This window comes from Brevundimonas sp., assembly GCF_046295775.1.
In the GTDB taxonomy this organism is placed as follows: domain Bacteria; phylum Pseudomonadota; class Alphaproteobacteria; order Caulobacterales; family Caulobacteraceae; genus Brevundimonas.
The window spans coordinates 65490-86715 of sequence record NZ_JBKBML010000004.1; the positions used below are offsets into that span (position 1 = coordinate 65490).

At 68.3% G+C, this 21226-nt stretch carries 22 protein-coding genes and 1 tRNA gene; 19 read left to right on the forward strand and 4 right to left on the reverse strand.

All coding sequences use genetic code 11. The annotated features are described in order from the left end of the window. The first annotated feature begins 9 nt into the window (after positions 1–9). Genes grxC through ACK4I0_RS03995 form a run of 4 tightly spaced genes read left to right on the forward strand, consistent with a single transcriptional unit; the run spans position 10 to position 2047 of the window. Complete coding sequence (gene grxC, locus ACK4I0_RS03980; protein WP_409608228.1) at positions 10–267, forward strand: glutaredoxin 3; 258 nt, start codon at positions 10–12, stop codon at positions 265–267. A gap of 3 nt (positions 268–270) precedes the next feature. Next, the gene (locus ACK4I0_RS03985) at positions 271–1107 is read left to right on the forward strand and encodes a carbon-nitrogen hydrolase family protein (RefSeq protein ID WP_409608230.1); all 837 of its coding nucleotides are present in this window, start codon (positions 271–273) and stop codon (positions 1105–1107) included. Further along, positions 1104–1538 carry a DUF1178 family protein gene (locus tag ACK4I0_RS03990; protein ID WP_409608232.1) on the forward strand — a complete coding sequence of 145 codons (435 nt, stop codon included), beginning with the start codon at positions 1104–1106 and terminating at the stop codon, positions 1536–1538. The genes ACK4I0_RS03985 and ACK4I0_RS03990 overlap by 4 nt, the downstream gene beginning before the upstream one ends. Positions 1539–1540: 2 nt before the next feature. Further along, positions 1541–2047: a GNAT family N-acetyltransferase gene (locus ACK4I0_RS03995; protein ID WP_409608234.1), complete on the forward strand. Its 507-nt coding sequence runs from the start codon at positions 1541–1543 to the stop codon at positions 2045–2047. Here the strand turns inward: ACK4I0_RS03995 and ubiG are convergent. Further along, positions 2044–2871 carry a bifunctional 2-polyprenyl-6-hydroxyphenol methylase/3-demethylubiquinol 3-O-methyltransferase UbiG gene (ubiG, locus tag ACK4I0_RS04000; protein ID WP_409608236.1) on the reverse strand — a complete coding sequence of 276 codons (828 nt, stop codon included), beginning with the start codon at positions 2869–2871 and terminating at the stop codon, positions 2044–2046. The genes ACK4I0_RS03995 and ubiG overlap by 4 nt on opposite strands. A gap of 56 nt (positions 2872–2927) precedes the next feature. On the opposite strand from ubiG, the gene ACK4I0_RS04005 reads away from it, so the two are divergent. Genes ACK4I0_RS04005 through ispG form a run of 4 tightly spaced genes read left to right on the forward strand, consistent with a single transcriptional unit; the run spans position 2928 to position 8763 of the window. After that, positions 2928–4187: an aspartate kinase gene (locus tag ACK4I0_RS04005; protein ID WP_409608238.1), complete on the forward strand. Its 1260-nt coding sequence runs from the start codon at positions 2928–2930 to the stop codon at positions 4185–4187. Positions 4188–4230: 43 nt separating this feature from the next. Next, entirely contained in the window at positions 4231–6537 is a 2307-nt protein-coding gene (gene ptsP, locus ACK4I0_RS04010; protein WP_409608452.1) for a phosphoenolpyruvate--protein phosphotransferase, read from the forward strand. A gap of 6 nt (positions 6538–6543) precedes the next feature. After that, entirely contained in the window at positions 6544–7578 is a 1035-nt protein-coding gene (locus ACK4I0_RS04015) for a helix-turn-helix domain-containing protein (protein WP_409608240.1), read from the forward strand. A gap of 54 nt (positions 7579–7632) precedes the next feature. Then, positions 7633–8763, forward strand: a complete 1131-nt coding sequence (gene ispG / locus ACK4I0_RS04020; RefSeq protein WP_409608242.1) for a flavodoxin-dependent (E)-4-hydroxy-3-methylbut-2-enyl-diphosphate synthase — start codon at positions 7633–7635, stop codon at positions 8761–8763. A 15-nt stretch (positions 8764–8778) separates the two neighbouring features. On the opposite strand, the gene ACK4I0_RS04025 is transcribed toward ispG, so the two are convergent. From ACK4I0_RS04025 to ACK4I0_RS04035, 3 genes are all read right to left on the reverse strand, one after another. Further along, complete coding sequence (locus ACK4I0_RS04025; RefSeq protein ID WP_409608244.1) at positions 8779–9078, reverse strand: hypothetical protein; 300 nt, start codon at positions 9076–9078, stop codon at positions 8779–8781. Positions 9079–9185: 107 nt separating this feature from the next. Then, positions 9186–10055, reverse strand: a complete 870-nt coding sequence (gene motA, locus ACK4I0_RS04030) for a flagellar motor stator protein MotA (protein ID WP_409608246.1) — start codon at positions 10053–10055, stop codon at positions 9186–9188. An 80-nt stretch (positions 10056–10135) separates the two neighbouring features. Then, complete coding sequence (locus ACK4I0_RS04035) at positions 10136–11935, reverse strand: long-chain-acyl-CoA synthetase (RefSeq protein WP_409608248.1); 1800 nt, start codon at positions 11933–11935, stop codon at positions 10136–10138. Between the two features lie 238 nt (positions 11936–12173). Here ACK4I0_RS04035 and ACK4I0_RS04040 point away from each other — a divergent pair, with 238 nt between their 5' ends. The 11 genes from ACK4I0_RS04040 (at position 12174) to ACK4I0_RS04090 (ending at position 21213) form a co-directional block, all read left to right on the forward strand. Continuing rightward, positions 12174–12635, forward strand: a complete 462-nt coding sequence (locus ACK4I0_RS04040; protein ID WP_409608250.1) for a peptidase S1 — start codon at positions 12174–12176, stop codon at positions 12633–12635. 82 nt (positions 12636–12717) lie between these two features. Next, positions 12718–13299: a hypothetical protein gene (locus ACK4I0_RS04045; RefSeq protein WP_409608252.1), complete on the forward strand. Its 582-nt coding sequence runs from the start codon at positions 12718–12720 to the stop codon at positions 13297–13299. Between the two features lie 131 nt (positions 13300–13430). Continuing rightward, entirely contained in the window at positions 13431–15503 is a 2073-nt protein-coding gene (locus ACK4I0_RS04050; protein ID WP_409608254.1) for a TonB-dependent receptor domain-containing protein, read from the forward strand. Positions 15504–15592: 89 nt separating this feature from the next. Further along, positions 15593–15679: transfer RNA gene (locus ACK4I0_RS04055), tRNA-Leu, on the forward strand. Between the two features lie 102 nt (positions 15680–15781). Next, a complete protein-coding gene (locus ACK4I0_RS04060; RefSeq protein WP_409608256.1) occupies positions 15782–16396 on the forward strand; it encodes a ribonuclease D in 615 nt (204 codons plus the stop codon). A gap of 5 nt (positions 16397–16401) precedes the next feature. Next, complete coding sequence (gene lptC / locus ACK4I0_RS04065; protein ID WP_409608258.1) at positions 16402–17061, forward strand: LPS export ABC transporter periplasmic protein LptC; 660 nt, start codon at positions 16402–16404, stop codon at positions 17059–17061. 2 nt (positions 17062–17063) lie between these two features. Beyond that, positions 17064–17558 (forward strand): LptA/OstA family protein, encoded by a 495-nt coding sequence (locus tag ACK4I0_RS04070; RefSeq protein ID WP_409608260.1) that lies wholly within the window; start codon positions 17064–17066, stop codon positions 17556–17558. Between the two features lie 3 nt (positions 17559–17561). Next, entirely contained in the window at positions 17562–18353 is a 792-nt protein-coding gene (gene lptB, locus ACK4I0_RS04075) for an LPS export ABC transporter ATP-binding protein (protein WP_409608262.1), read from the forward strand. An 85-nt stretch (positions 18354–18438) separates the two neighbouring features. Then, entirely contained in the window at positions 18439–19947 is a 1509-nt protein-coding gene (rpoN, locus tag ACK4I0_RS04080) for an RNA polymerase factor sigma-54 (protein WP_409608264.1), read from the forward strand. A gap of 62 nt (positions 19948–20009) precedes the next feature. Then, positions 20010–20672, forward strand: coding sequence for a ribosome hibernation-promoting factor, HPF/YfiA family (gene hpf / locus ACK4I0_RS04085; protein ID WP_409608266.1), 663 nt, complete (start codon positions 20010–20012; stop codon positions 20670–20672). A 76-nt stretch (positions 20673–20748) separates the two neighbouring features. Next, positions 20749–21213, forward strand: coding sequence for a PTS sugar transporter subunit IIA (locus ACK4I0_RS04090; RefSeq protein ID WP_409608454.1), 465 nt, complete (start codon positions 20749–20751; stop codon positions 21211–21213). Positions 21214–21226: the final 13 nt, after the last annotated feature.

The window sequence follows — 21226 nt, forward strand, 5'->3', positions numbered from 1 at the left end:
AGAAGAAACTTGGCCGAAGTCGTCCTCTACACCAAGCCGGGCTGCCCCTACTGCATGGCCGCCAAGTCGCTGTTCGAGCGCAAGGGCGTGGATTTCACGGAGATCGTCGCCTCAAATGACCCCGAGAAGAAGGCCGAAATGGTCGAGAAGTCCGGCGGCAAGGCCACCTTCCCGCAGATTTTCGTGGGTGGAAAACACCTCGGCGGTTCCGACGACGTCCACGCCCTGGACAGCCGCGGCGGCCTGGACCCGCTGCTTCAGGCCTGACCCGTGGCCGGTGAGGCGCTGAGGATCGCGCTGATCCAGACCCGCACGCCGGCGACGGCGCAGGCGGCGCTGGATCACATCGCGCCGCTGATCCGCGAGGCGGCGGCGGGCGGCGCGCGCCTCATCCTGACGCCCGAGGCCTCCAATTTGATGGAGCAGCGCCGCGACCGCCGCGGCGAGGCCATTGTCGACCAGGACGCGGACCCGGCGGTGCAGGCCCTGCGTGCGCTGGCCGCCGAACTGGGCGTCTGGCTGCTGATCGGCTCGGCCATCGTGCGATCCGGCGACGATGCGCGATCGGCCAACCGATCGCTGTTGATCGACCCGCAGGGTCAGATCACCGCCGCCTATGACAAGCTGCACGTCTTTGACGTCGATCTGCCGAACGGCGAGACCTATCGCGAAAGCAGTGGCGTCCGGCCGGGCGACCGGGCCGTGGTCGCCGAAACGCCTTGGGGCCGATTGGGGCTAACGGTCTGCTACGACCTGCGCTTTCCGCACCTGTTTCGGGCCTTGGCCAAGGCGGGCGCAAGCATCATCGCCGTGCCCGCCGCCTTCACGGTCCCGACGGGCGAAGCGCATTGGGAGACGCTGCTGCGCGCCCGCGCCATCGAGACCGGCGCCTTTGTCCTGGCCCCCGCGCAGGGCGGGGCGCACGAGGACGGCCGCCGCACCTGGGGCCGCTCGACGGTAGTTGCTCCCTGGGGCGAGGTCATCGCGCGACTGGACAACGACGAGCCCGGCGTGCTTTTCGCCGACCTCGATCTGGCGGCCGTGGACAAGGCGCGACGCGCCATCCCCGCCCTGACGCATGACCGAGCCTTCGACCCGCCCACATGATCCGCTACGCCCTGACCTGCGATCACGCCCACGGCTTCGAGGCCTGGTTCGCCTCGTCGTCGGACTATGACGATCAGGCCGCGCGAGGTCTCGTCGAATGCCCCTTCTGCGGCTCCCGCCAGGTCGACAAGCAGATCATGGCTCCGGCGGTCGCGGGCACGCGAAAAAGCGCGCCGGACGGCGAGGCGGCGGCCAAGATGCAGGCCATGATGAGCCAGGCCGCCCGCCAGGTCCGCGCCCATGTCGAGGCCAACTTCGACTATGTCGGCGACACCTTCGCCCGCGAGGCCCGCGACATCCACGAAGGCCGCTCCGAGAAGCGCGAAATCTACGGCGAGGCCACGCCCGCCGATGTGAAGAAGCTCAAGGATGACGGCGTGCCGGTCGCCCCGCTGCCGCCCGCTCCCATCGATCCGTCGAAGGCGAACTGACCATGACGCAGGGGGCTCTGAACTGGCATGCCATGACGGAGAGCCATCTCGACGGGGTGGTCGAGGTGGCGCGGCTGTCGTTTCCCGACCATCCGGAAGAGCGGGCCTGTTTCTCCAATCGGCTGGAGTTGCATCCTCAGGGCTGTTTCGTCCTGGGTGACAAGGACGGCGGCGTGCTCGGCTATATGGTGGCCTATCCGTGGACGCGCGGTTCGGCGCCCGCGCTGAACGCGCTGATCCCGGCCCTGCCGGGTGACGCCGACCTGATCTATCTGCACGACCTGGCCCTGCATCCCGACGCGCGCGGCGGCGGTCACACGCGGCCGGTGGTGGAGCAGCTGGCGGATCAGGCGCGGGCGGACGGCTGGCCGGTCCTCGCCCTGGTCGCGGTCAATGACGCCGCGGCCTATTGGGGGCGTTTGGGCTTTGTCGAGGAAAGCCCGCCGGGCATGGTCGAGAAGCTGGCCAGCTATGGGGCGGACGCCCGCTACATGGTGCGGCTGCTCTAGTCGCGGGTGGCGACCATCATGAAGTTGACGGCGGCGTCGGTGCTTTCGCCCCAGCGGTCGTTGAGCAGGTCATAGGCCAGGCCATATGGGCCGTGCACGGCCAGCGGCTCCTCCGACAGCATCATCCTGATCTCGTCGGGCTTCAGGAACTGGCGCCAGTCATGAGTGCCCGCCGGAACCCAGCGCAACACATACTCGGCCGCGATCTTGCCCAGCGCCAGCGAGCGCAGGGTGCGGTTCAGGGTGGCCACGATCAGCATTCCGCCCGGGGCGACCAGCCGCGAGGCGGTGCGGATGAAGGCCTCTGGGTCGGTGACGTGTTCGATGATCTCGAGCGCCAGCACGACGTCGAACGGCCCGGCGCCCTCGGCTTCGATCTGCTCCACGGTGGCGGCGCGATAGGCGATGTCCAGGCCGGTTTCGGCGGCGTGGGCGCGGGCGGTGCCGATGTTCTCGGAGGAGGCGTCCACGGCGGTGACGTCAAAGCCCATGCGCCGCATCGGCTCGGCCACCAGGCCGCCGCCGCAGCCGATGTCGATCAGCGACAGGCCCTCGAACGGGCGCAGCGTCCGGGCGTCGCGGCCGAAGCGGGCGCAGACCTGGTCTCGGATGAAGGAGAGGCGGGCCGGATTGAACCTGTGCAGCGGCGCGAAAGGCCCCCGCGCATCCCACCATTCGGCCGCCTGGGCCGAGAAGCGGGCCACGTCGGCGGGGTCGATCGATGCGCCGGACGCGACGTCGGGCGAGCCTGCGCTCGGCGGGTCGGAAAAACCCTCCGGGCTTTGGGGTTTGCGCGCGGTGCGGCTGTCGTTAGAAGCGGCCATGGGCCGAGGGATGAACCCCCCGCGCCCTCCATGCAAGGCGGGAGTTTCGGGCCACGATGACGCGGCTGGTCATGAAGTTCGGCGGCACCTCGATGGGCGACCTCGAACGCATCCGTCGTGCGGCGCGCATCGTCGCGGCCGAGGCGGGGCGCGGGCGCCAGGTCGCCGTGGTGGTTTCGGCCATGGCGGGCAAGACCAATGAGCTTGTGGCCTGGACCGACGGCGCGGGCGCGCCCTCGGCCGGCGTGGCCCTGTCGGACGACGAATACGACGTGGTGGTGGCCTCGGGCGAGCAGGTGACCTCGGGTCTCCTGGCGCTGACGCTGCGCAACATGGGCTTCAAGGCGCGCAGCTGGATGGGCTGGCAGGTGCCGATCCTGACCGACGACGCCCACGGCAAGGCGCGCATCGAGGACATTCCCGGCGACCGGCTGGGCGCGGCCATGGATGCGGGCGAGATCGCGGTCATCCCGGGCTTCCAGGGCGTGACGGCGGACGGGCGGATCACCACCCTGGGCCGCGGCGGCTCTGACACTTCGGCGGTGGCGGTGGCGGCGGCGCTGGACTGCCTGTGCGACATCTACACCGACGTGGACGGCGTCTATACGACCGACCCGCGCATCGAGGCCAAGGCGCGCCGGCTGGAGCGTGTGTCCTACGAAGAGATGCTGGAAATGGCGTCGCTGGGCGCCAAGGTGCTGCAGACCCGTTCGGTCGAGCTGGCGATGGCCAAACAGGTGCCTGTGCGGGTGCTGTCCAGCTTCATCGAACCCGACGAATACGGAAATCTCCCGGCGGCCGCCGGCACCCTAATCTGCGACGAGGAGGAGATCGTGGAAAAACGCATCGTGTCCGGTGTGACCATGAGCCGAGACGAGGCCCGCATCGCCCTGCTGGGCCTTTCGGACCGCACCGACGCGCCCGCCGATGTCTTCACCCGGCTGGCGGAGGCGAACGTCAATGTGGACATGATCGTCCAGAGCCAGGCCCGCACCGAGGGCGCGGTCAACCTGACCTTCACCACCGGCCGCCGGGACGCAGCCCGCGCCGCCGAGCTGATGAAGGCGGCGCAGAACCAGATCGGCTTCGAGGAAATCCGCATCGACACCGACGTGGCCAAGGTCTCGGTCGTCGGCGTGGGCATGCGCAGCCATGCGGGCGTGGCCCAGACCATGTTCCGCGCGCTGGCGGACAAGGGGATCAAGTTCCAGGCCATCTCGACCTCGGAGATCAAGATCAGCGTGCTGATCGAGGACGCCTACGCCGAATTGGCCGTGCGGGCCCTGCATTCGGCCTACGGCCTGGACGCGCTATAGGATGAAGCGGGGCGACGCGGTGTCGCCCGTTTTGGGAGCAGCCATGCCCAAGGGCGGCGGATTGACGACGAGGGGGCCCAGGAACCTCCTGCGCCAGATCCGCGAGGCGCTGGCCGGCGCCGCCGTGGGGCCAAATTCGGTTCAGGGCGACGCTGCGCCCTCGGCCCAGGACCGCCTGGACATGGTGGTGCGGATCATCGCCCAGTCGATGGTCGCCGAAGTCTGCTCCATCTATCTGCGCCGCGCCTCGGGCGAGCTTGAGCTGTTCGCCACTCAGGGCCTGAATCCCGAGGCCGTGCACAACACCCGTCTGCGCCCAGGCGAGGGCCTGGTCGGCGAAGTGGCCCGGCTGGCCCAGCCGGTGAGCCTGTCGGACGCGCCCAACCACCCCAGCTTCTCCTATCGCCCAGAGACGGGCGAGGACCCCTATCACGCCTTTCTGGGCGCCCCCCTGCTGCGCGGCGGCCGGGCCATCGGGGTTCTGGTGGTGCAGAACCGGGCCGAGCGTCGCTATGACGACGACGAGGTTGAGGACATCCAGACCATCGCCATGGTGCTGGCCGAAACGGTCGCCTCGGGCGAGCTGCTGGCGCAGGACGAACTGCGCGACGTCGAGGTGGCGCCGCATCGGCCCGAGCACATCCAGGGCCAGAGGTTCGCCGAGGGCCTCGCCTACGGCCAGGTCGTGCTGCACGAGGCTCCCCTGCCGCCCGAACGGCTGCTGTCGGACGATCCGGTGCTCGAGGAAGGCAGGCTGAAACTGGGCCTCGCCAACCTCAGGGCCAGCATCGACGCCATGCTGGACGGTGGTCAGGGCAAGCTGGCCGGCCCGTCGTTCGAGGTGCTTGAGACCTATCGGATGTTCGCCGATGACCGCGGCTGGAACCGGTCTCTGGAAGAGGCGGTGCGCGGCGGCCTGACGGCCGAGGCGGCGGTCGACCGGGTGCGCAACGAACACCGCGCCCGCTTCGCCCAGGCGCGCGATCCCTACATCCGCGAGCGGCTGCACGATTTCGAGGATTTGGCCAACCGGCTGCTGCGCGTGCTGGCGGGCGACAAGCCGGGTGAGCGCGACCTCCCCGACGACGCCATCCTGGTGGCGCGCAACCTGGGACCGGCGGACCTGCTGGAATACCCCCGCGCCAAGCTGCGCGGCCTGCTGCTGGAAGAGGGCTCGGCCGCCAGCCACGCGGCCATCGTTGCACGCGCGCTTCAGATTCCGTGCGTCGGCCGTCTGGCGGGCGTCCGCGACCGGCTGAGCGAGGGCGACCTGGTCATCGCTGACGGCGAGACCGGCGAGGCCTATCTGCGGCCCCGCCCCGACATGCTGGCGGCGGTGCAGAGCCGCATGGCCGTGCGAAGCCAGCGTCAGGCCGAGTTCGCCCTGCTGCGCGACACGCCGGCCGTGACCACCGACGGCACGCGCATCACGCTGCTGACCAACGCCGGTCTGGCGGTGGACCTCGAGAACCTGGATCTGACGGGCGCCGAGGGCATCGGCCTGTTCCGCACCGAGTTCCAGTTCATGGTCTCCGACGAACTGCCCCGCCTGACGGCGCAGACGGCGCTGTATCGACTGGTCATGGACGCCGCCGGCGACCGGCCAGTGGTGTTCCGCACCCTCGACATCGGCGGCGACAAGGTGCTGCCCTATCTGGACAACGAGCGCGAAGAGAACCCGGCGCTGGGTCGTCGCGCCATCCGCCTTGGCCTGGATCGTCCGGCCCTGCTGAGGCTTCAGATCCGCGCCCTGCTGGCGGCGGCGGCGGGCCGCGAACTGCGCATCATGTTCCCGATGATCGCCACGGTCGACGAGTTCCGCGCCGCGCGCGAGCTGGTGGATGTCGAGTGCGACTGGGCCCGGCGGCGCGGCCGGCCTCTGCCGCGCCTGCTCCGCGTAGGGGCCATGATCGAATGCCCCTCGGTGCTGTGGCACCTGGACGCCCTGTTGCCGTTGACCGACTTCGTCTCGGTCGGGACCAACGACCTGTTCCAGTACATGTACGCCGCCGACCGGACAAATCCGCTGGTGTCGGACCGTTACGACCCGCTGTCGCCGCCAGCGCTCAGGGCCTTGCAGGCGATCCAGAAGGCCTGCGCCGACACCGGCACGCCAGCCTCGGTCTGCGGCGAGCTGGCCGGCCGTCCGCTGGAGGCCTTCGCCCTGATCGCCCTGGGCTTCACCCGCCTGTCGGCGCCGGCCGGCGGCGTGGGTCCGGTCAAGCGCATGATCCTGTCGGCCGATTTGCCGGCGGCGCGGCGCGGCATGGCGGGCCTGCTGGGCTCGTCCGCCGGCTCGGTGCGCGGCGAGATCGAATCCCTGGCGCGCAAGCTGAACGTGGCCGTCTGACCGTCAATGAGCGCCCTGTCCGACGCCCCCTTCCACGATCTGCTCGAACGGGCCGAAACGCTCGGCGAGGCCCTGCGCGAGGCGCGCGAGCGGTCGGGGGCCAGTCTACTGCAACTCGAGACCCACACGCGTGTCCATCGCCGGCATCTGGCTGCCCTGGAGCAGAACGACTGGTCCGGCTTGCCGTCGCGCATCTTCGCCATCGGCTATGTCAGGGCCTACGCCCAGGCCCTGGGTCTGGACGAGCATCACGCGGTCGAGCGGTTGAAACGCGAAAGCCCGGACAGCACCGTGCCGTTGCAGGCGCCGACGGGGGCCGACCTCCAGGAGATGCGGCGTCGTTCACCGCGCATAATCGCCGTCGTGGTCGCCCTGGTCGTCGGCGTGGTGATCTGGAACGTTGTCGTGCGCATTTCACGCGTGGAGCCGGTTCATCCCTCGGCCATTACCGAAACGCCCGAGGACTGGGCTCAGCTAGCCGACGCCGACGCCGCCATGACCCTCGGTGCGCCGCTGCCGGCGCCGCCCGACCAGACCACCCCTCAAATGTACATCACGCCGGGGTTGGAGGCTCAACTGACCGGGGTGGATCCCGAGGACGCCGGCGCCGTGGCAGCGGCGGCCGCTGCCGCTGCGCCGCCGGTGCAGCGCGCCTTCAATCCTCGAGGGGCTGTCTACGGCGCGCCGGCCAATGCCTCGCGCGTGATCCTTCAGGCGCGCAAGCCCACGACGCTGGTGGTGCGCATCAGCGAGAACCGGGTGCTGTTCGCACGCGCCATGGCCGAGGGCGACAGCTGGCGGGCCCCGTTGGGCGTGACGGCCACCATAGACGCGCCCGAGGTGGAGGCCTTCGACCTCTATCTGAACGGCGAACACGCCGGCATGCTGCCCCGACCGGTCATGCCCTTGGCTCAGCTGAACGCCCAGGCGGAGGCGGCGGTGCGCGAAGCCGAGGCGCGACAGGAGGCGCGTCGTCTGGAGGCGGCCCGCCAGCAGGCTCTGGCTCAGGCCGTGGCGCCCGCGCCCCAGCCCCCGCTCTGATCCGTCATTGGTCGGTCGTGGTTTCGGGCCGGCTCCTGTCCTATGTATGCCCCTATGAGCAACGATCTCGGCCACGTCCGTCCCTGGCGCCACATCGAGCGCCGCAAGAGCCGCCAGATCCGGGTAGGCTCGGTCCTGGTCGGCGGTGACGCACCGATCAGCGTGCAGTCCATGACCAACACCCCGACCTCTGACGCCGCCGCTACGATCGACCAGATCCGTCAGCTGGAAGAGGCGGGCGCCGACATTGTCCGGGTCTCGTGCCCGGACGAGGAGTCAACCGCCGCCTTCCGCACGATCGCGCGCGAGGCCAAGGTCCCCTTGGTCGCCGACATCCATTTTCACTACAGGCGCGGGATCGAGGCGGCCCAGGCGGGCGCCGCCTGCCTGCGCATTAATCCGGGCAATATCGGTTCGGCCGACCGGGTCCGCGAAGTGATCCAGGCGGCCAAGGATCACGGCTGCTCCATGCGCATCGGCGTCAACGCCGGCAGCCTGGAAAAGGAGTTGCTCGAGAAGTACGGCGAGCCCTGTCCCGACGCTATGGTCGAGAGCGCGCTGAACCACGCGCGCATCCTCCAAGACCACGACTTCCACGAGTTCAAGATTTCGGTGAAGGCGTCGGACCCGTTCCTGACCGTCGCCGCCTATCAGCAGCTGGCCGAGGCCATCGACTGTCCTCTGCATCTGGGCGTGACCGAGGCGGGACCGTTGCGCACCGGCACGATCAAGTCCGCCATCGGCATGGGCTCGATGCTGTGGGCCGGGATCGGTGACACCATCCGCGTATCCCTGGCCGCCGACCCGGTCGAGGAGATCAAGGTCGGCTTCGACGTCCTGAAATCGCTGGGCCTGCGTCACCGCGGCGTGAACATCATCGCCTGCCCCTCGTGCGCGCGTCAGGGCTTCAACGTCATCGAGACCGTCGGGATTCTGGAAGAGAAGCTCGCCCATGTGACCACGCCGATGTCGCTGTCCATCATCGGCTGCGTCGTCAACGGCCCGGGCGAGGCGCTGTACACCGACGTCGGCTTTACCGGCGGCGGCAAGGGCGCGGGCATGGTCTATCTCAACGGCAAGATCGCCCACAAACAGGCCAACGACGGCATGATCGATGAGATCGTCGCCCGTGTCGAAGCAAAGGCGGCGGAGCTCGACGCCGCGCGAGCCAGGGCGGTCGACTAGACCGCCCGGCTGCAATCAGCGCGCGGGCGGCGTCGTGGGCGTTCCCATGCCGTCCGGCGCAGGCTCCGGCGGTAGGGTCGGGGGGGTCTGGCCGGGCGCCACCGGTTCGTTGGTCATGCTCGAACCGGCAGCTGGCGGCATTGTGCTGTCGCTGGGAGCTGGCGCCATGGTGGTGTCGGCTGGCGGCACCGGGGCCGTGGTCGTAGCGTCCATGCCGGTCGTAGTTTCGGCAGGCATATTCTCGTCGCGGTTGTCGCCGCAGGCCGCCAGCGTCAGAGCGGCGGCGCCGGCCAAGAGAAGGGTGGTCGTCTTCATGGAAAATTCTCCAGGCTCGATCGCTGAAGGGCCGGGACGGCTCGCGCGATCGTTACTGAGGACAACCCACGCAATCGTCGCGTGTTCCAGTCGGGAGACGAGACCAATCAGGCGTCGGTCGGGGCCGCCGACAGAGCTTCTTCCATTTCTGAGAAGGACGGCTGGGCGTCCGACGGGATGTCGCCGCGGCCGATCTCGACCGAAATCTGGGCGGCGTTGCCGTGCAGGTGGGCCACCAGCACCGACTGGATGATCTTGTAGTAAGCGCCGTCGCCTTCCAGCACCTCCTTAAGGCGCGTGGCCATGGGGCCGACCAGTCCGTAGGCCAGGAAAACGCCTAGGAAGGTGCCGACCAGGGCGCCGCCGATCATGCCGCCCAGAACTTCGGGCGGTTCGGTGATGGCTGCCATGGTCTTGATGACCCCCAGCACGGCGGCGACGATGCCCAGGGCGGGCAGGGCGTCAGCCATGTTCTGAAGCGCGTGGGCCGGGCCCATGGCTTCATGGTGGTGCTTTTCCAGCTGCTTCTCCATGGCGTCCTCGATCTGGTGTGGATCTTCGAGGTTCATGGTCATCATGCGCAGGGTGTCGCAGATGAAGTCGGTGGCGAAGTGGTCCTTCAGCACCTTGGGATACTTCTGAAAGATGGTGCTCTCGGCCGGCTTCTCGATGTGGCTTTCCAGGGCGATCACGCCCTTGGACTTCATCGTCTTGGTCAGCTGGAACAGCAGGCTCAGCAGGTCCTTGTAGTCCTGCTTCTTCCACTTGGGCCCGCCGAAAATGCGGCCGAAGCCGCCGGCCACGCCCTTCAGCGTCGAGACCGAGTTGGACATGATCAGGGCCGCGATCGCCGCGCCGCCGATCATCATCATCTCATAGGGCAGGGAGTGGAGAATGACCCCCATCTTGCCGCCAGCGATGGTGTAGCCGCCGAAAACCATGCCGAAGAGCAGCACGATGCCGATGATCTGGAACATGAGCGCGCAAGTGTCCGGCCGGGGTAGGGGCCTTCACCATGGCGGTTAATGCTTAAGGGGCCGTTGTCGCCGAACGGCGATCAGAGCCGTGTTTGGCCGGACAGGATGGCCTCGCGCGCCTTGGCGGTCATCTTGCGATAGCCAGTCTCGCCTCCGCGCACATACAAGGTGGGGCCCGTACGATCGGGGTCGAAGCCGTCCTGCACCAGATCGACCTTGCGGTATTTGAAGGTGCCGGTGGTGTCGGCGGCGGGGATCAGGCGCACGAACACCGGGCGGGCGTAGGGCGGCAGTTGCGCATCGACATAGGCGGTGAAGTCCGCCGGGCTGAACTTGCCTTCCATCACCAGTGCGACCATGCCGGCCTTGCCCTCGTGACCCGGCACCGGCACGCCATAGGCGATGACCTCCTGCACGCCCGGCGCCTCGGCCAGCCGCTGCTCGACCTCGGAGGTCGAGACGTTCTCGCTCTTCCAGCGATAGGTGTCGCCGATGCGATCGACGAAATAGAAATAGCCGTCGGAGTCCTGGCGCATCAGGTCGCCCGTGCGGAACCAGCGGTCGCCGCGCTTGAACACGTCGGTCAAGATCTTCTTCTGGGTGGCGGCCTTGTCGGCGTAGCCCGAGAAATCGTGGCGCACATCGTCGCCGATGACGCCGATCGCCTCGCCAATCTCGCCCACCGAGGCCTGGCGGCACAGGCCGTTGGCCAGACGCACGGGCTCCTCGGTCTCGATGTCGAACGCGACCAGCTTGATGTTCAACTGCTTCTTGAGGAAGCCGGGCACCCGCCCGATCGCCCCCGGTCGGCCGTCGAAGTTGAACAGCGAGACGTTGCCCTCGGTCGAACCGTAGAATTCCAGGATTTCGGGGATGGCGAACCGGCTCTGAAACTCGGTCCACACATCGGGACGCAGGCCATTGCCGAAAGCCAGACGAAGCTTGTGCCCGCGTTCGCCTTCCTGCTCGGGCGAGTTCACCAGATAGCGGCACAGTTCGCCGATATAGACGAACATGGTCGCGCCCGAGGCGGCGACGTCAGGCCAGAAGCGGCCGGCCGAAAACCGCTTGCGCAGCACCAGCTTGCCGCCGTTCAGCAGCACCGAGCCCACGCCGACAAGGCCCCCGGTCGAATGATACAGCGGCAGGACGTTGATCAGCACGTCCTTCTCCGTCGCGGCCGTGGCGCCGGCGAAGGCGCGCATGTAGGTGCGGGCGCGCGAGTGCGGGATGCGGGCGGCCTTGGGCAGGCCGGTTGTACCCGAGGTGTAGATGAACAGCGCCGTATCCCGGTTGGTCAGGCCTTGGCGAAGGTCGCGGTTGGGCCGCACGCTGGAGGCCGATCGCACCGCCGCGTCCAGCGAGCGCCGCTCGCTGGCCTCGTCCTCGGCGCGCAGGCCCAGCACCCAGATGTTCAGGGTGCGGTCCACCAGCGGGCGCGCCTCCTCGACGCAGCTCCAGCAATCCTGGTCGGTGATGACGTTGAAAGCGCCTGAAATAGCTAGGCAGTGGGCCAGGGCGTGACCGGTCAGATTGGTGTTGATAAGGGCTGTGGCGACGCCGATCTTCGACAGGCCCAGCCAGGCGGCCAGATAATCGGCCCGGTTCGTCATCATCAGAGCCACGGCGTCGCTGCGGCGCAGATTGCGGCTCTGGGCCCAGTGGGCGTAGCGGTTCGCGAGGGCGTCGAGTTCGCGATAGGTCAGGCTGCGCTGTTCATCCTCGACAGCGACGTTGGGGCCGAACTTGTCGACCGCCTCCTCGAAGTCGTCGCAGATCAGCACGTCGCTATCGAGCTGGATCGGCTTGATGCGCTTCAGCAGCCGACGCAGCCCGCCGACGAACTTCAGGTCACGTCGGATATTGGCCGCCAGCCCCATGTCGCACTCCCAGTCCTGCCGCCCTTTTGGTGTGGGGCATGGCGCGGGGCGCGGTCAACCGCGCTTGGGTGGTCGAAGAGCCGTAAAAAGCGGTTTGCGGTCAAGCGTTGCGCAACTGCGGCGGGTAACGCTGCGTCAACTCTGCGGCGGCTTGTCGCGGTCAAGGTTGAGGGTGTAAAATCGCAGAACGGCGGTCATCGGCATGGGGCTGTCTGGCCGTCCGGGGGACATCGCCTTCATGAAACCGATCATCATCGCTTTCGCCGCCCTGGCGGGCCTGGCTGCGCCGGCCCTGGCGCAGGACTACAATGGCTCGCCCAACTTCGGCGAAGTCCATCTGCAGGCCGGGTTTACGCCAGACCCGCACCTGACTAGCCTGCGCGCAGGCGGCAGCATCGACGCCGCGACCCGCTTCAACCAGTGCCAGGGCTACATCACCAACGCACCCGACGTGCGGCTGCACTGGAGCGGTTCCAGCTCGCTGTCGCTCAAGATTTCGGCCCAGGCCTCGGCGGACGTAACCCTGGTAGTCAATGGTCCGAACGGCCAGTGGTACTGCGACGACGATTCCGGCGAGGGGACCAATCCGTCGCTGACGCTCAAGCCCGAGGCCGGACGCTACGAGATCTGGGTCGGCACCTATTCCAGCGGCGAGACGCAGCGCGCCATCCTGTCGATTTCGGAACTGGAAAGTTTCTGATCCGAAAGCTGCGCCGTTGTCGCCGCATCTGTGGCGACAACGGTGTTTCTTCAAGGTTTTCAGCCTTTGGCCGGAACGGCGCATGCTCGATCGGGTTTCCCTGACCATCGTTATGGAGGACCCGACTATGTCTATGACCTATTCGACCGACCGTGAGCCCGGCATCTTCGAAGAAACCCTGCCGCCCCGCGAAGCGGAGAGCCGCAACGCGCCCGCACGTCGCAAGGCGCGCGCCGGCAAGCCGATAAAGACCTGGATGATCCTGGCCCCCCTCGGCGCGCTGGTGCTGGTGGGATCCGGCGCGCTCATGCTGCAAGGCGGCGAGAACACCAGCGCGGCTCTGACGGCCGAGCCGGCTGCGGCGGCGCCTGCCCCCGCAGCCCCTCTAGCGGCGCCCGCCGCGGCGATGGTGACCGAGGCGGCTCCGGCCCCGGTCCAGGCCGCACCGGTCGAGACCGCGCCCGCTCCCGTTCAGCGCGCCGCCTCTCCGACCCGGGCGGCGACGCCGGTCGCGGCGACCCGAACGCCGGCCGTCGAAACGCCGGTCGAACCTACCGGTCCGCGTCCCTACGCCGCAGAGGCCGCGCCGACAGCTTCGCTGAACGCCCAACCCGCGTCTGCGGCTCCCCCGGCGCCCGCCATCACTACTCAGCCTCTGAACTGAGGCGGCGAGAAAGGCCCCGGTTCACCCCGGGGCCTTTCCGAATTGTAATCCAGCCGGAACAGGCAGGCGGTTGCGTACGGTTACGGTATAACATATGCACCTTGGCAACCTTGATGACCTTCGAGTGAGCCATGCGTCTGCGTTCCTGCCTTCTCGCCTCCGCCTCCGTCCTGCTGATCGCCGCCCCCGCGGCCGCCGAAACGCGCGATGATCTGCCTCAGGCCGGCCCGACCGCCGCGCAACTGCCCGATGTCATCGTCACCGCCGACCCGCTGGGCCGCGATCGTAATGAGGTGGTGTCCAATGTCGCGGTGCTGACGGGCGACGACCTGGTTCATCGACGTCAGGGCACGCTGGGCGAGACGCTGAACGGCTTGCCGGGCGTGAACGCCGATCCCTACGGCGGCGGCGCGGGCCGACCCGTCGTGCGCGGCCAGACGGCGCCGCGCGTCAAGGTTCTGTCGGACGGCGTGGGCCTGCTGGATGCATCGGAGGTTTCTCCCGATCACGCAGTGGCCGGCGAACCGCTGCTGCTTCAAGGTATCGAAATTCTGCGCGGACCGTCAGCCCTGCTGTACGGCGGCGGGGCCATCGGCGGCGCGGTCAATCTGATCGACAACAAGGTGCCGACGGCCATCCCCGTCAACGGCGGCGAGGGCGTGATCGAGGCGCGCCTGGGAACGGCGGATGACGAAGAAGCCGGCGTGGTGGGTTTGACCGCAGGCGCGGGGAACTTCGCGATCCGCGTCGAGGCCGCTGGCCGCAAGACGGCCGACTACAAGGTTCCGGACTTCGAGGAAGCCCGCCTGGACGGCACCTTCAATGAAACGTCGACGGCGACTCTTGGGCTCTCCTGGATCGGGTCGCGCGGATATCTGGGCGCCGCCTACACCGAGCAGCGCAGCCGCTACGGCCTGCCCGGCCACGCCCACGAGTTCGAGGATTGCCATCCGCATGGCGACCACCTGCACTGCGGCGGTCATGACGACCACGATCATGATGACGACCACCATGACGATGATCACGACCACGACCACGACCATGAAGAGCACGGCGTCCCCTTCGTCGACCTGCTGAGCAAGCGTGTCGATATCCGCGGCGAGCTGCGCGACCCGTTCGCGGGCGTCGAGCGCATCCGCGTGCGCGGCGGCTTCACCGACTACCGGCACCAGGAAATCGAGGACGGCGAAGTCGGCACGACCTTCACCAACAAGGGTCATGACGCCCGTGTCGAGGTTCAGCATGCGCCGATCGCGGGATTCCGCGGCGTCGTCGGCTTCCAGACCTCGCGCAGCGACTTCGCCGCCGTCGGCGACGAAGCCTTTCTGCCGCCCAGCCGTACCGACAGCCAGGCCGTCTTCCTGCTGGAGGAAAAGGTCATCGGCGACTGGCGCCTGGAAGGCGCGGTCCGTCAGGAATGGCAGCAGGCCTCGGCCGACGGCCAGCCCGACGCCGACCATTCCCCCTTCTCGATCTCGGGCGCGGCCAGCTGGCGGTTCTCGCCCGGCTGGACGGCGACCCTGGCCCTTGCCCGCTCGCAGCGCGCGCCCAGCGCTCAGGAGCTGTATGCCGACGGCGTCCACCTGGCGACCAACACCTTCGAGATCGGCGACGCCAACCTGGACGTCGAGACCAGCTATTCGGCCGAGCTGACCCTGAAGCGCACCCAGGGCGCCCTGACCCTCACCGGCAGCGCCTACCGCTACAACTACGACGGCTACATCTTCGCGCGCACCCTGGACCAGTTCGAGGAGTTCCGCCTGATCCAGTACAGCCAGGCCGACGCCAGCTTCACCGGCGTCGAGGGCGAGGCGCGCTGGGCCTTCCGGCCGGGCCTGTCTGCGGCGGTGTTCGGCGACTATGTGCGCGCCGAGTTCGATGAAGGCGGCGACCTCCCGCGCATTCCGGCCGCGCGCCTGGGCGTGCGAGGCGACTTCTACACGGGCGCCTGGTCGGGCGGGGCGGAGTATGTCCGCGTGTTCGAGCAGAACGACATCGCGCCGTTCGAAACGGTGACGCCGGGCTACAACATGATCAACGCCACCCTGGCGTATGATCTGAACCTCGGACCCGCCCAGACCCAGATCTATGTGCGCGGCACCAATCTGCTGGACGAGAAGGCCTTCAACCACGCCTCGTACCTGGCGGATGTCCAGCCGCTGCGCGGCCGGAACTTCGTCGTGGGGGTGCGCGCGCGCTTCTGATGCAAAAACTGTCGCAAACAGGCGAAAAGGCCTGTTGACCGGCGAAAGGCGGGCCCCTATAGGTCCGCGCCTCCGAGGGGAAACCCCCGGCCCAGATGGCGGAATTGGTAGACGCGCTGGCTTCAGGTGCCAGTGACTGAAAGGTCGTGGAGGTTCGAGTCCTCTTCTGGGCACCATTATTCGAAACGGCGTCGCGCCTTACGGTGCGGCGCCGTTTCTGCATCTGGCGCTAGGGCAGCCTCTCGCCTTGAAGCCGCAGGCCGATTACTTAGGACGCCATGACCGTTCATCTGCACCATGGCGACCTGCCCGACGACCTCGACCTCGGCCCGGTTGTCGCCATCGATTCCGAGACGCTGGGCCTGCGCTTCCGCCGCGATCCGCTGTGCGTGGTGCAGCTGTCGTCCGGCGACGGCGACGCCCATGTAATCCAGCTGAACCGCCCGGACTACGACTGCCCCAATCTGAAGCGGCTGCTGACCGACCCCGAAGTGCTTAAGATCTTCCACTTCGGCCGGTTCGACATCGGCATGTTCCAGCTGCACCTGGGGGTCGAGACCCGCCCGGTCTACTGCACCAAGATCGCCTCCAAGCTGGCCCGCACCTACACCGACCGGCACGGCCTGAAGGATGTGGCGCGCGAATGCGCCAGCGTGGACCTGTCCAAGGCTCAGCAGTCGTCGGACTGGGGCGCGGCGGTGCTGACCCCGGCCCAGCTGGAATACGCTGCCTCTGACGTGCTGCACCTGCACGCCATCCGGGCGCGCCTGAACGAGATGCTGGCCCGTGAAGGCCGCACTGAACTGGCCCGCGCCTGTTTCGACTTCCTGCCGACGCGCGCCGCGCTCGACCTCGCCGGCTGGGACGAGATCGACATCTTCGCCCATAGCTGAGCCCCATGACCGAGCCGCTCGATCCTCGCGAGGAAAGACGCCGCGCCGATGAGGCGCGGGTCGCCCAGGCGGGCGAGCGGTGGCGGACGCGCTCGCGCCGGGTCAAGCTGTATCGCCGCCTGCTGCCTATCCTGATCCTGGCCCTGGCCGGGGCTGCCCTGACCTGGACCGTGTTCCGCACGGTGATGAGCGGCGTCGAGCGTCGCGCCAGCCAGAGCCAGGAGATCGAGCTCGAAAAGCCCATGTTCCACGGCCAGGACGATCAGGGCCGCTCGTTCACCGTCGGCGCCCAGGGCGCGGTGCGCGATCCGGCCAGCGGCCAGTTCCGCCTGATCGGCCCGGCGCTGAAGCTGAACCTGGGCGGGGCCAAGGTCACGGAAATCACCGCCGACGGCGGCCAGTACGACCCCGCCGGCCGCAACGTCGTCATAGGCCCGAACGTGCGCATTTCCGACGGCGGTTCAGGCTTCACCCTCACCACGCCCGAGGCTGTGGTCGACACCCGCACGGGGATCGTCACCGGCTCCAAGGGCGTTCAGGCCTCGGGGCCTCTTGGAAGCCTGACCGCTTCGTCCTATGCGCTCTATGACCAGGGCGAGCGCGTCGAGTTCAAGGGCTCTGGCGACACCAAGATTCGCGGCGTGTTCAACGTCGCTGGGAGCTGACCATGTCGAAACCCGTCCTCGCCCTGCTGCTGGCCGCCGTCGCCGTGGCGGGCGCCGCCGACGCCCAGTCGCAGACCCAGACGCGCCAGGCCGTGAGCGGCCAGCCGATCTTCTTCGGCGCCGACGACGGGGGGGTGACGCCGGGCGGCTTCGCCCTGCGCGGCCGGGCCGAGGTGATCCAGGGCGAGAACCGCCTGCGCGCCAACGCCATCGAGATCGCCCAGAGCGGCGGATCGACCACCGGCGCGACGGCCTCGGGCGACGTCTATTACATCACGCCCAACGAAAGCATCCGCGGCGACCGCGCGGTCTATTCGGTCTCGGCCGCGACGGTCACCGTGACCGGCGACGTGGTCCTGACCCAGGGCCGCAACGTCCTGACCGGCGGGCGTCTGGTCTACAACATCGACACCGGCGAGGCGCAGATGGCCGGCGCGCCGCGCGGCGGGGCTGCGGGCAACCGCATCCAGGGTGTCTTCTACCCCGATCAGGACTGAGCCTTGGCGCGCAAGGAGCTCTCAGCCCTCAACCTGCATGACGAGGCGGACGCCGCCGCGCCGGTCGAGGCCGCGCGCGAGACGGGTTTGCGGGTCAGGAACATCGCCCGATCCTTCGGCGCGCGTCAGGTGGTCAAGGACGTGTCCCTGACGGTTCAGCGCGGCGAGGTCGCGGGCCTGCTGGGCCCCAACGGCGCGGGCAAGACCACCTGCTTCTATATGATCACCGGCCTGATCCCGGTCGACGCCGGCTCGATCTGGCTGGACGGCCAGGACATCACCGCCCAGCCCATGTATCAGCGCGCCCGCATGGGCCTGGGCTATCTAGCGCAGGAGACCTCCATCTTCCGCGGGATGACGGTCGAGCAGAACGTCAAGGCCGTGGTCGAACTGCGCGAGACCGGCCACGCCATTGAGATGGAGACGCGCCGCCTGCTGGAGGAGCTGCGCATCGACCATCTGCGTCAGGCCCCGGCCGCCGGCCTGTCGGGCGGCGAGCGTCGCCGCGTTGAGATCGCCCGCGCCCTGGCCGGCCGACCCAGCTTCATGCTGCTGGACGAACCCTTCGCCGGCATCGACCCCCTGGCGATCGCGGACATCCGCCAGGTCATTCGCTATCTGTCGGGCGAAGGCATCGGCGTGCTGATCACCGACCACAATGTCCGCGAGACCCTGGACATCATCGACCGCGCGGCGATCATCTCGTCCGGCGAAGTCCTGTTCGAAGGCACCGCCGACGAGGTCATTCACGACCCGGAGGTCCGCCGCGTCTATCTGGGCGACCTGTACGCCTGAGGTTGCTTAGAGCGTCGTTAACCGATTGAGGCCAAGCTGGCGTCCTTAGCAAGTTCCGGGCCAGTCGCCCGGCGGGGGCGCCAAGGTGATCGGTCAGAGGCTGGAGGTCAGGCAGGGGCAGGGGCTGGTCATCACGCCCCAGCTGCAGCAGGCCATCAAGCTGCTGCAACTGTCGAACCAGGAGCTGGACGCCTTCGTCGAGGCCGAGCTGGAACGCAATCCTCTGCTGCAGCGCGACGAGACCGACGCCAACGGCGAAACCGAGGCGACGCCCCAGCGTGAAGAGGCGTCCGATCGCGCCGAAATGAGTTTCGAGGACGGCCGGGCCGGGGACGGCGGCGACGCGGTGGACGCGGGCTCTGACGACATCCACGGAGACGCGGCGCCGGGCGAACGCGCCTCGGACCGCATGGCCGAGGACAGCCAGCCCGGACTGAACGACTGGTCGCGCGTCGGCTCGGGCGGCGGGTCCATGGACGGCGAAGGCGGCGAACTGCCCGACAGCCGCGCGGTGACCCTGTGGGAGCATCTGCAGGCTCAGGCCTCGTCGGCGCGCCTGTCGCCGGCCGACCACGCCATCGCCCTGGCCCTGATCGACATGACCGACGAGGGCGGATACCTGCGCGGCGAACTGGCCGAGGTGGCCGACCGGCTGGGGTGCGGACTGGAGCGGGTCGAGGCGGTGCTGGCCGTCTGTCACGGGTTCGAGCCCACGGGCGTCATGGCGCGGTCGGTGCCGGAATGCCTCAAGCTGCAGCTGATCGAGCGCAACCGCTTCGATCCGGCCATGGGCTGCCTGCTGGACAATCTGGACCTGCTGGCGCGGCGCGACCTGGCGGGCCTGCGCAAGGTCTGCGGCGTCGACGCCGAGGACGTTGCCGACATGGTCGCCGAGCTCAAGGCCCTGACGCCGCGCCCCGGCGCGGGCTTTGGCGGCGAGCCGGCCCAGACGGTGATCCCCGACGTTCATGTGCGGGCCGACCCGGCGGGCGGATGGAAGGTCGAGCTGAACGCCGACACCCTGCCCCGCCTGCTGATCGACAAGCGCTATCATGGCGTGGTGGCGGGCGGCGCGCGGTCAGATACCGAAAAGACCTTCGTGGCCGATTGCGCGGCCCAGGCGAACTGGCTGGTCAAGTCGCTGGACCAACGGGCGCGCACCATCCTGAAAGTGTCGTCCGAGATCGTGCGCCAGCAGGACGCCTTCCTGGCCTTCGGCGTCGAGTTCCTGCGTCCCCTGACGCTCAAGACCGTGGCCGACGCCATCGAGATGCATGAATCGACCGTCAGCCGGGTCACGTCCAACAAATATGTCTCCACTCCGCGCGGCGTTTTCGAGCTGAAGTTCTTCTTCACGGCGGCGATCCAGTCCGCCGACGGGGGCGCCGCCCACTCGGCCGAGGCGGTGCGTCACCGCATCAAGGGCCTGATCGACGGCGAGGCGGCGCAGGGCGACGTTTTGTCCGATGACCGGATCGTGGAAATTCTCAATGAGGCCGGCGTCGACATCGCCCGCCGAACGGTAGCCAAGTATCGGGAAGCCTTGCGGATTCCGTCGTCGGTCCAGCGCCGCCGCCTGCTCAAGGCCGGCTGAAGCCTCACCACAAATCGGTGATCGGCGTTGACACCAAATCGGGGTCGTCGCGTTCTATCGACATGCAAGTCCAAGTGAGCGGCAAGCAAGTGGATGTCGGCGAAGCGTTAGGCTCGCGCATCTCCCAGGAACTCGAAGACGGAGTTGGAAAATACTTCGAACGCGGCGGTCAGGACGCCGAGGTCGTGGTGTCCAAGGACGGGCACGGCTTCAAGGTCGATTGCTGGGTCAGGCTGGCCTCGGGCCAGTCGCTGGTGACGACGGGACAGGGCGGCGACGCCCATTCCGCCTTCACCGACAGTCTCGACAAGCTCGAGAAGCGGGTGCGTCGCTACAAGCGTCGCCTCAAGGATCACCACATCGGTCCCAAAGGCCTGTCGCCCGAGAAGACCGAAGACGCGGCGCGCGACGTGGCGCGCTCCATCGTCCTGCGCGACCCGGACAGCGTCGAGGATGACGCGTTCGGCGAGGCGGGCCGCCCCGACGAGCCCCCGCCCGTCGGCATGGTCATCGCCGAGACCCAGTCGGAAATCCGCACCATCACGGTCGGCCGCGCGGTTCTTGAGCTCGACATGACCGGCTATCCGGTCGTGCTGTTCCGCAACGCGGCTCACGGCGGCCTTTCGGTGGTCTATCGCCGACCGGATGGCAATGTGGGCTGGATCGACCCCGAGCGCACGATCACCACGAATGGCGCGGCCAAGACCAACGGCTCTGGCGGCTAAGCTTTCCCCCGGGCGGCGAAGCGTCTAAAGGGCGCGCGCCGCCCCCTTTTTGTTAGGGGCCTGTGTCGGGGTCATGATGGACATCGCTACACTTTTGGCGCCGGAAGGCGTGACCCTGCGTGGGTCCGCGTCTTCCAAGCGTCAGGCGTTGCACATGGTCGCCGAGGCGGCGGCTGACAGCCTGGGCCTGGACGAAGGTGTGCTGTTCACCGCCCTGCTGGAGCGTGAAGCCTTGGGCTCGACCGGTCTGGGCGCCGGCGTGGCTGTGCCTCATGCGCGGATCAAGGGCCTGACCAAGGTCCAGGCCGTGTTTGTCCGCCTGGAAACGCCCGTGGCCTATGACGCCGTGGACGACCGGCCGGTCGATCTGTTGATGGGCCTGTTCGCCCCGCCTGACAGCGGCGCCGAGCACCTGCGGGCGCTCGCGGCGGTCTCTCGCGCCCTGCGGTCGGCCGAGTTGCGCGAACGCCTGCGCCAGGCGCGGACAGAGGACGCGGTTCGCGCCCTCTTCGTCGACGACATGCCCGCCACGGCGGCCTGACACCCAGGCCAGG

Excerpts from the sequence above, each read along its gene's own strand:
- ACK4I0_RS03990 (WP_409608232.1), top strand. The coding sequence starts at position 1,104 with ATGATCCGCTACGCCCTGACCTGCGATCACGCCCACGGCTTCGAGGCC.
- ACK4I0_RS03995 (WP_409608234.1), top strand. The coding sequence starts at position 1,541 with ATGACGCAGGGGGCTCTGAACTGGCATGCCATGACGGAGAGCCATCTC.
- ubiG (WP_409608236.1), bottom strand. The coding sequence starts at position 2,871 with ATGGCCGCTTCTAACGACAGCCGCACCGCGCGCAAACCCCAAAGCCCG.
- ACK4I0_RS04005 (WP_409608238.1), top strand. The coding sequence starts at position 2,928 with ATGACGCGGCTGGTCATGAAGTTCGGCGGCACCTCGATGGGCGACCTC.
- ptsP (WP_409608452.1), top strand. The coding sequence starts at position 4,231 with ATGCCCAAGGGCGGCGGATTGACGACGAGGGGGCCCAGGAACCTCCTG.
- ACK4I0_RS04015 (WP_409608240.1), top strand. The coding sequence starts at position 6,544 with ATGAGCGCCCTGTCCGACGCCCCCTTCCACGATCTGCTCGAACGGGCC.
- ispG (WP_409608242.1), top strand. The coding sequence starts at position 7,633 with ATGAGCAACGATCTCGGCCACGTCCGTCCCTGGCGCCACATCGAGCGC.
- ACK4I0_RS04025 (WP_409608244.1), bottom strand. The coding sequence starts at position 9,078 with ATGAAGACGACCACCCTTCTCTTGGCCGGCGCCGCCGCTCTGACGCTG.
- motA (WP_409608246.1), bottom strand. The coding sequence starts at position 10,055 with ATGTTCCAGATCATCGGCATCGTGCTGCTCTTCGGCATGGTTTTCGGC.
- ACK4I0_RS04035 (WP_409608248.1), bottom strand. The coding sequence starts at position 11,935 with ATGGGGCTGGCGGCCAATATCCGACGTGACCTGAAGTTCGTCGGCGGG.
- ACK4I0_RS04040 (WP_409608250.1), top strand. The coding sequence starts at position 12,174 with ATGAAACCGATCATCATCGCTTTCGCCGCCCTGGCGGGCCTGGCTGCG.
- ACK4I0_RS04045 (WP_409608252.1), top strand. The coding sequence starts at position 12,718 with ATGCTCGATCGGGTTTCCCTGACCATCGTTATGGAGGACCCGACTATG.
- ACK4I0_RS04050 (WP_409608254.1), top strand. The coding sequence starts at position 13,431 with ATGCGTCTGCGTTCCTGCCTTCTCGCCTCCGCCTCCGTCCTGCTGATC.
- ACK4I0_RS04060 (WP_409608256.1), top strand. The coding sequence starts at position 15,782 with ATGACCGTTCATCTGCACCATGGCGACCTGCCCGACGACCTCGACCTC.
- lptC (WP_409608258.1), top strand. The coding sequence starts at position 16,402 with ATGACCGAGCCGCTCGATCCTCGCGAGGAAAGACGCCGCGCCGATGAG.
- ACK4I0_RS04070 (WP_409608260.1), top strand. The coding sequence starts at position 17,064 with ATGTCGAAACCCGTCCTCGCCCTGCTGCTGGCCGCCGTCGCCGTGGCG.
- hpf (WP_409608266.1), top strand. The coding sequence starts at position 20,010 with ATGCAAGTCCAAGTGAGCGGCAAGCAAGTGGATGTCGGCGAAGCGTTA.
- ACK4I0_RS04090 (WP_409608454.1), top strand. The coding sequence starts at position 20,749 with ATGGACATCGCTACACTTTTGGCGCCGGAAGGCGTGACCCTGCGTGGG.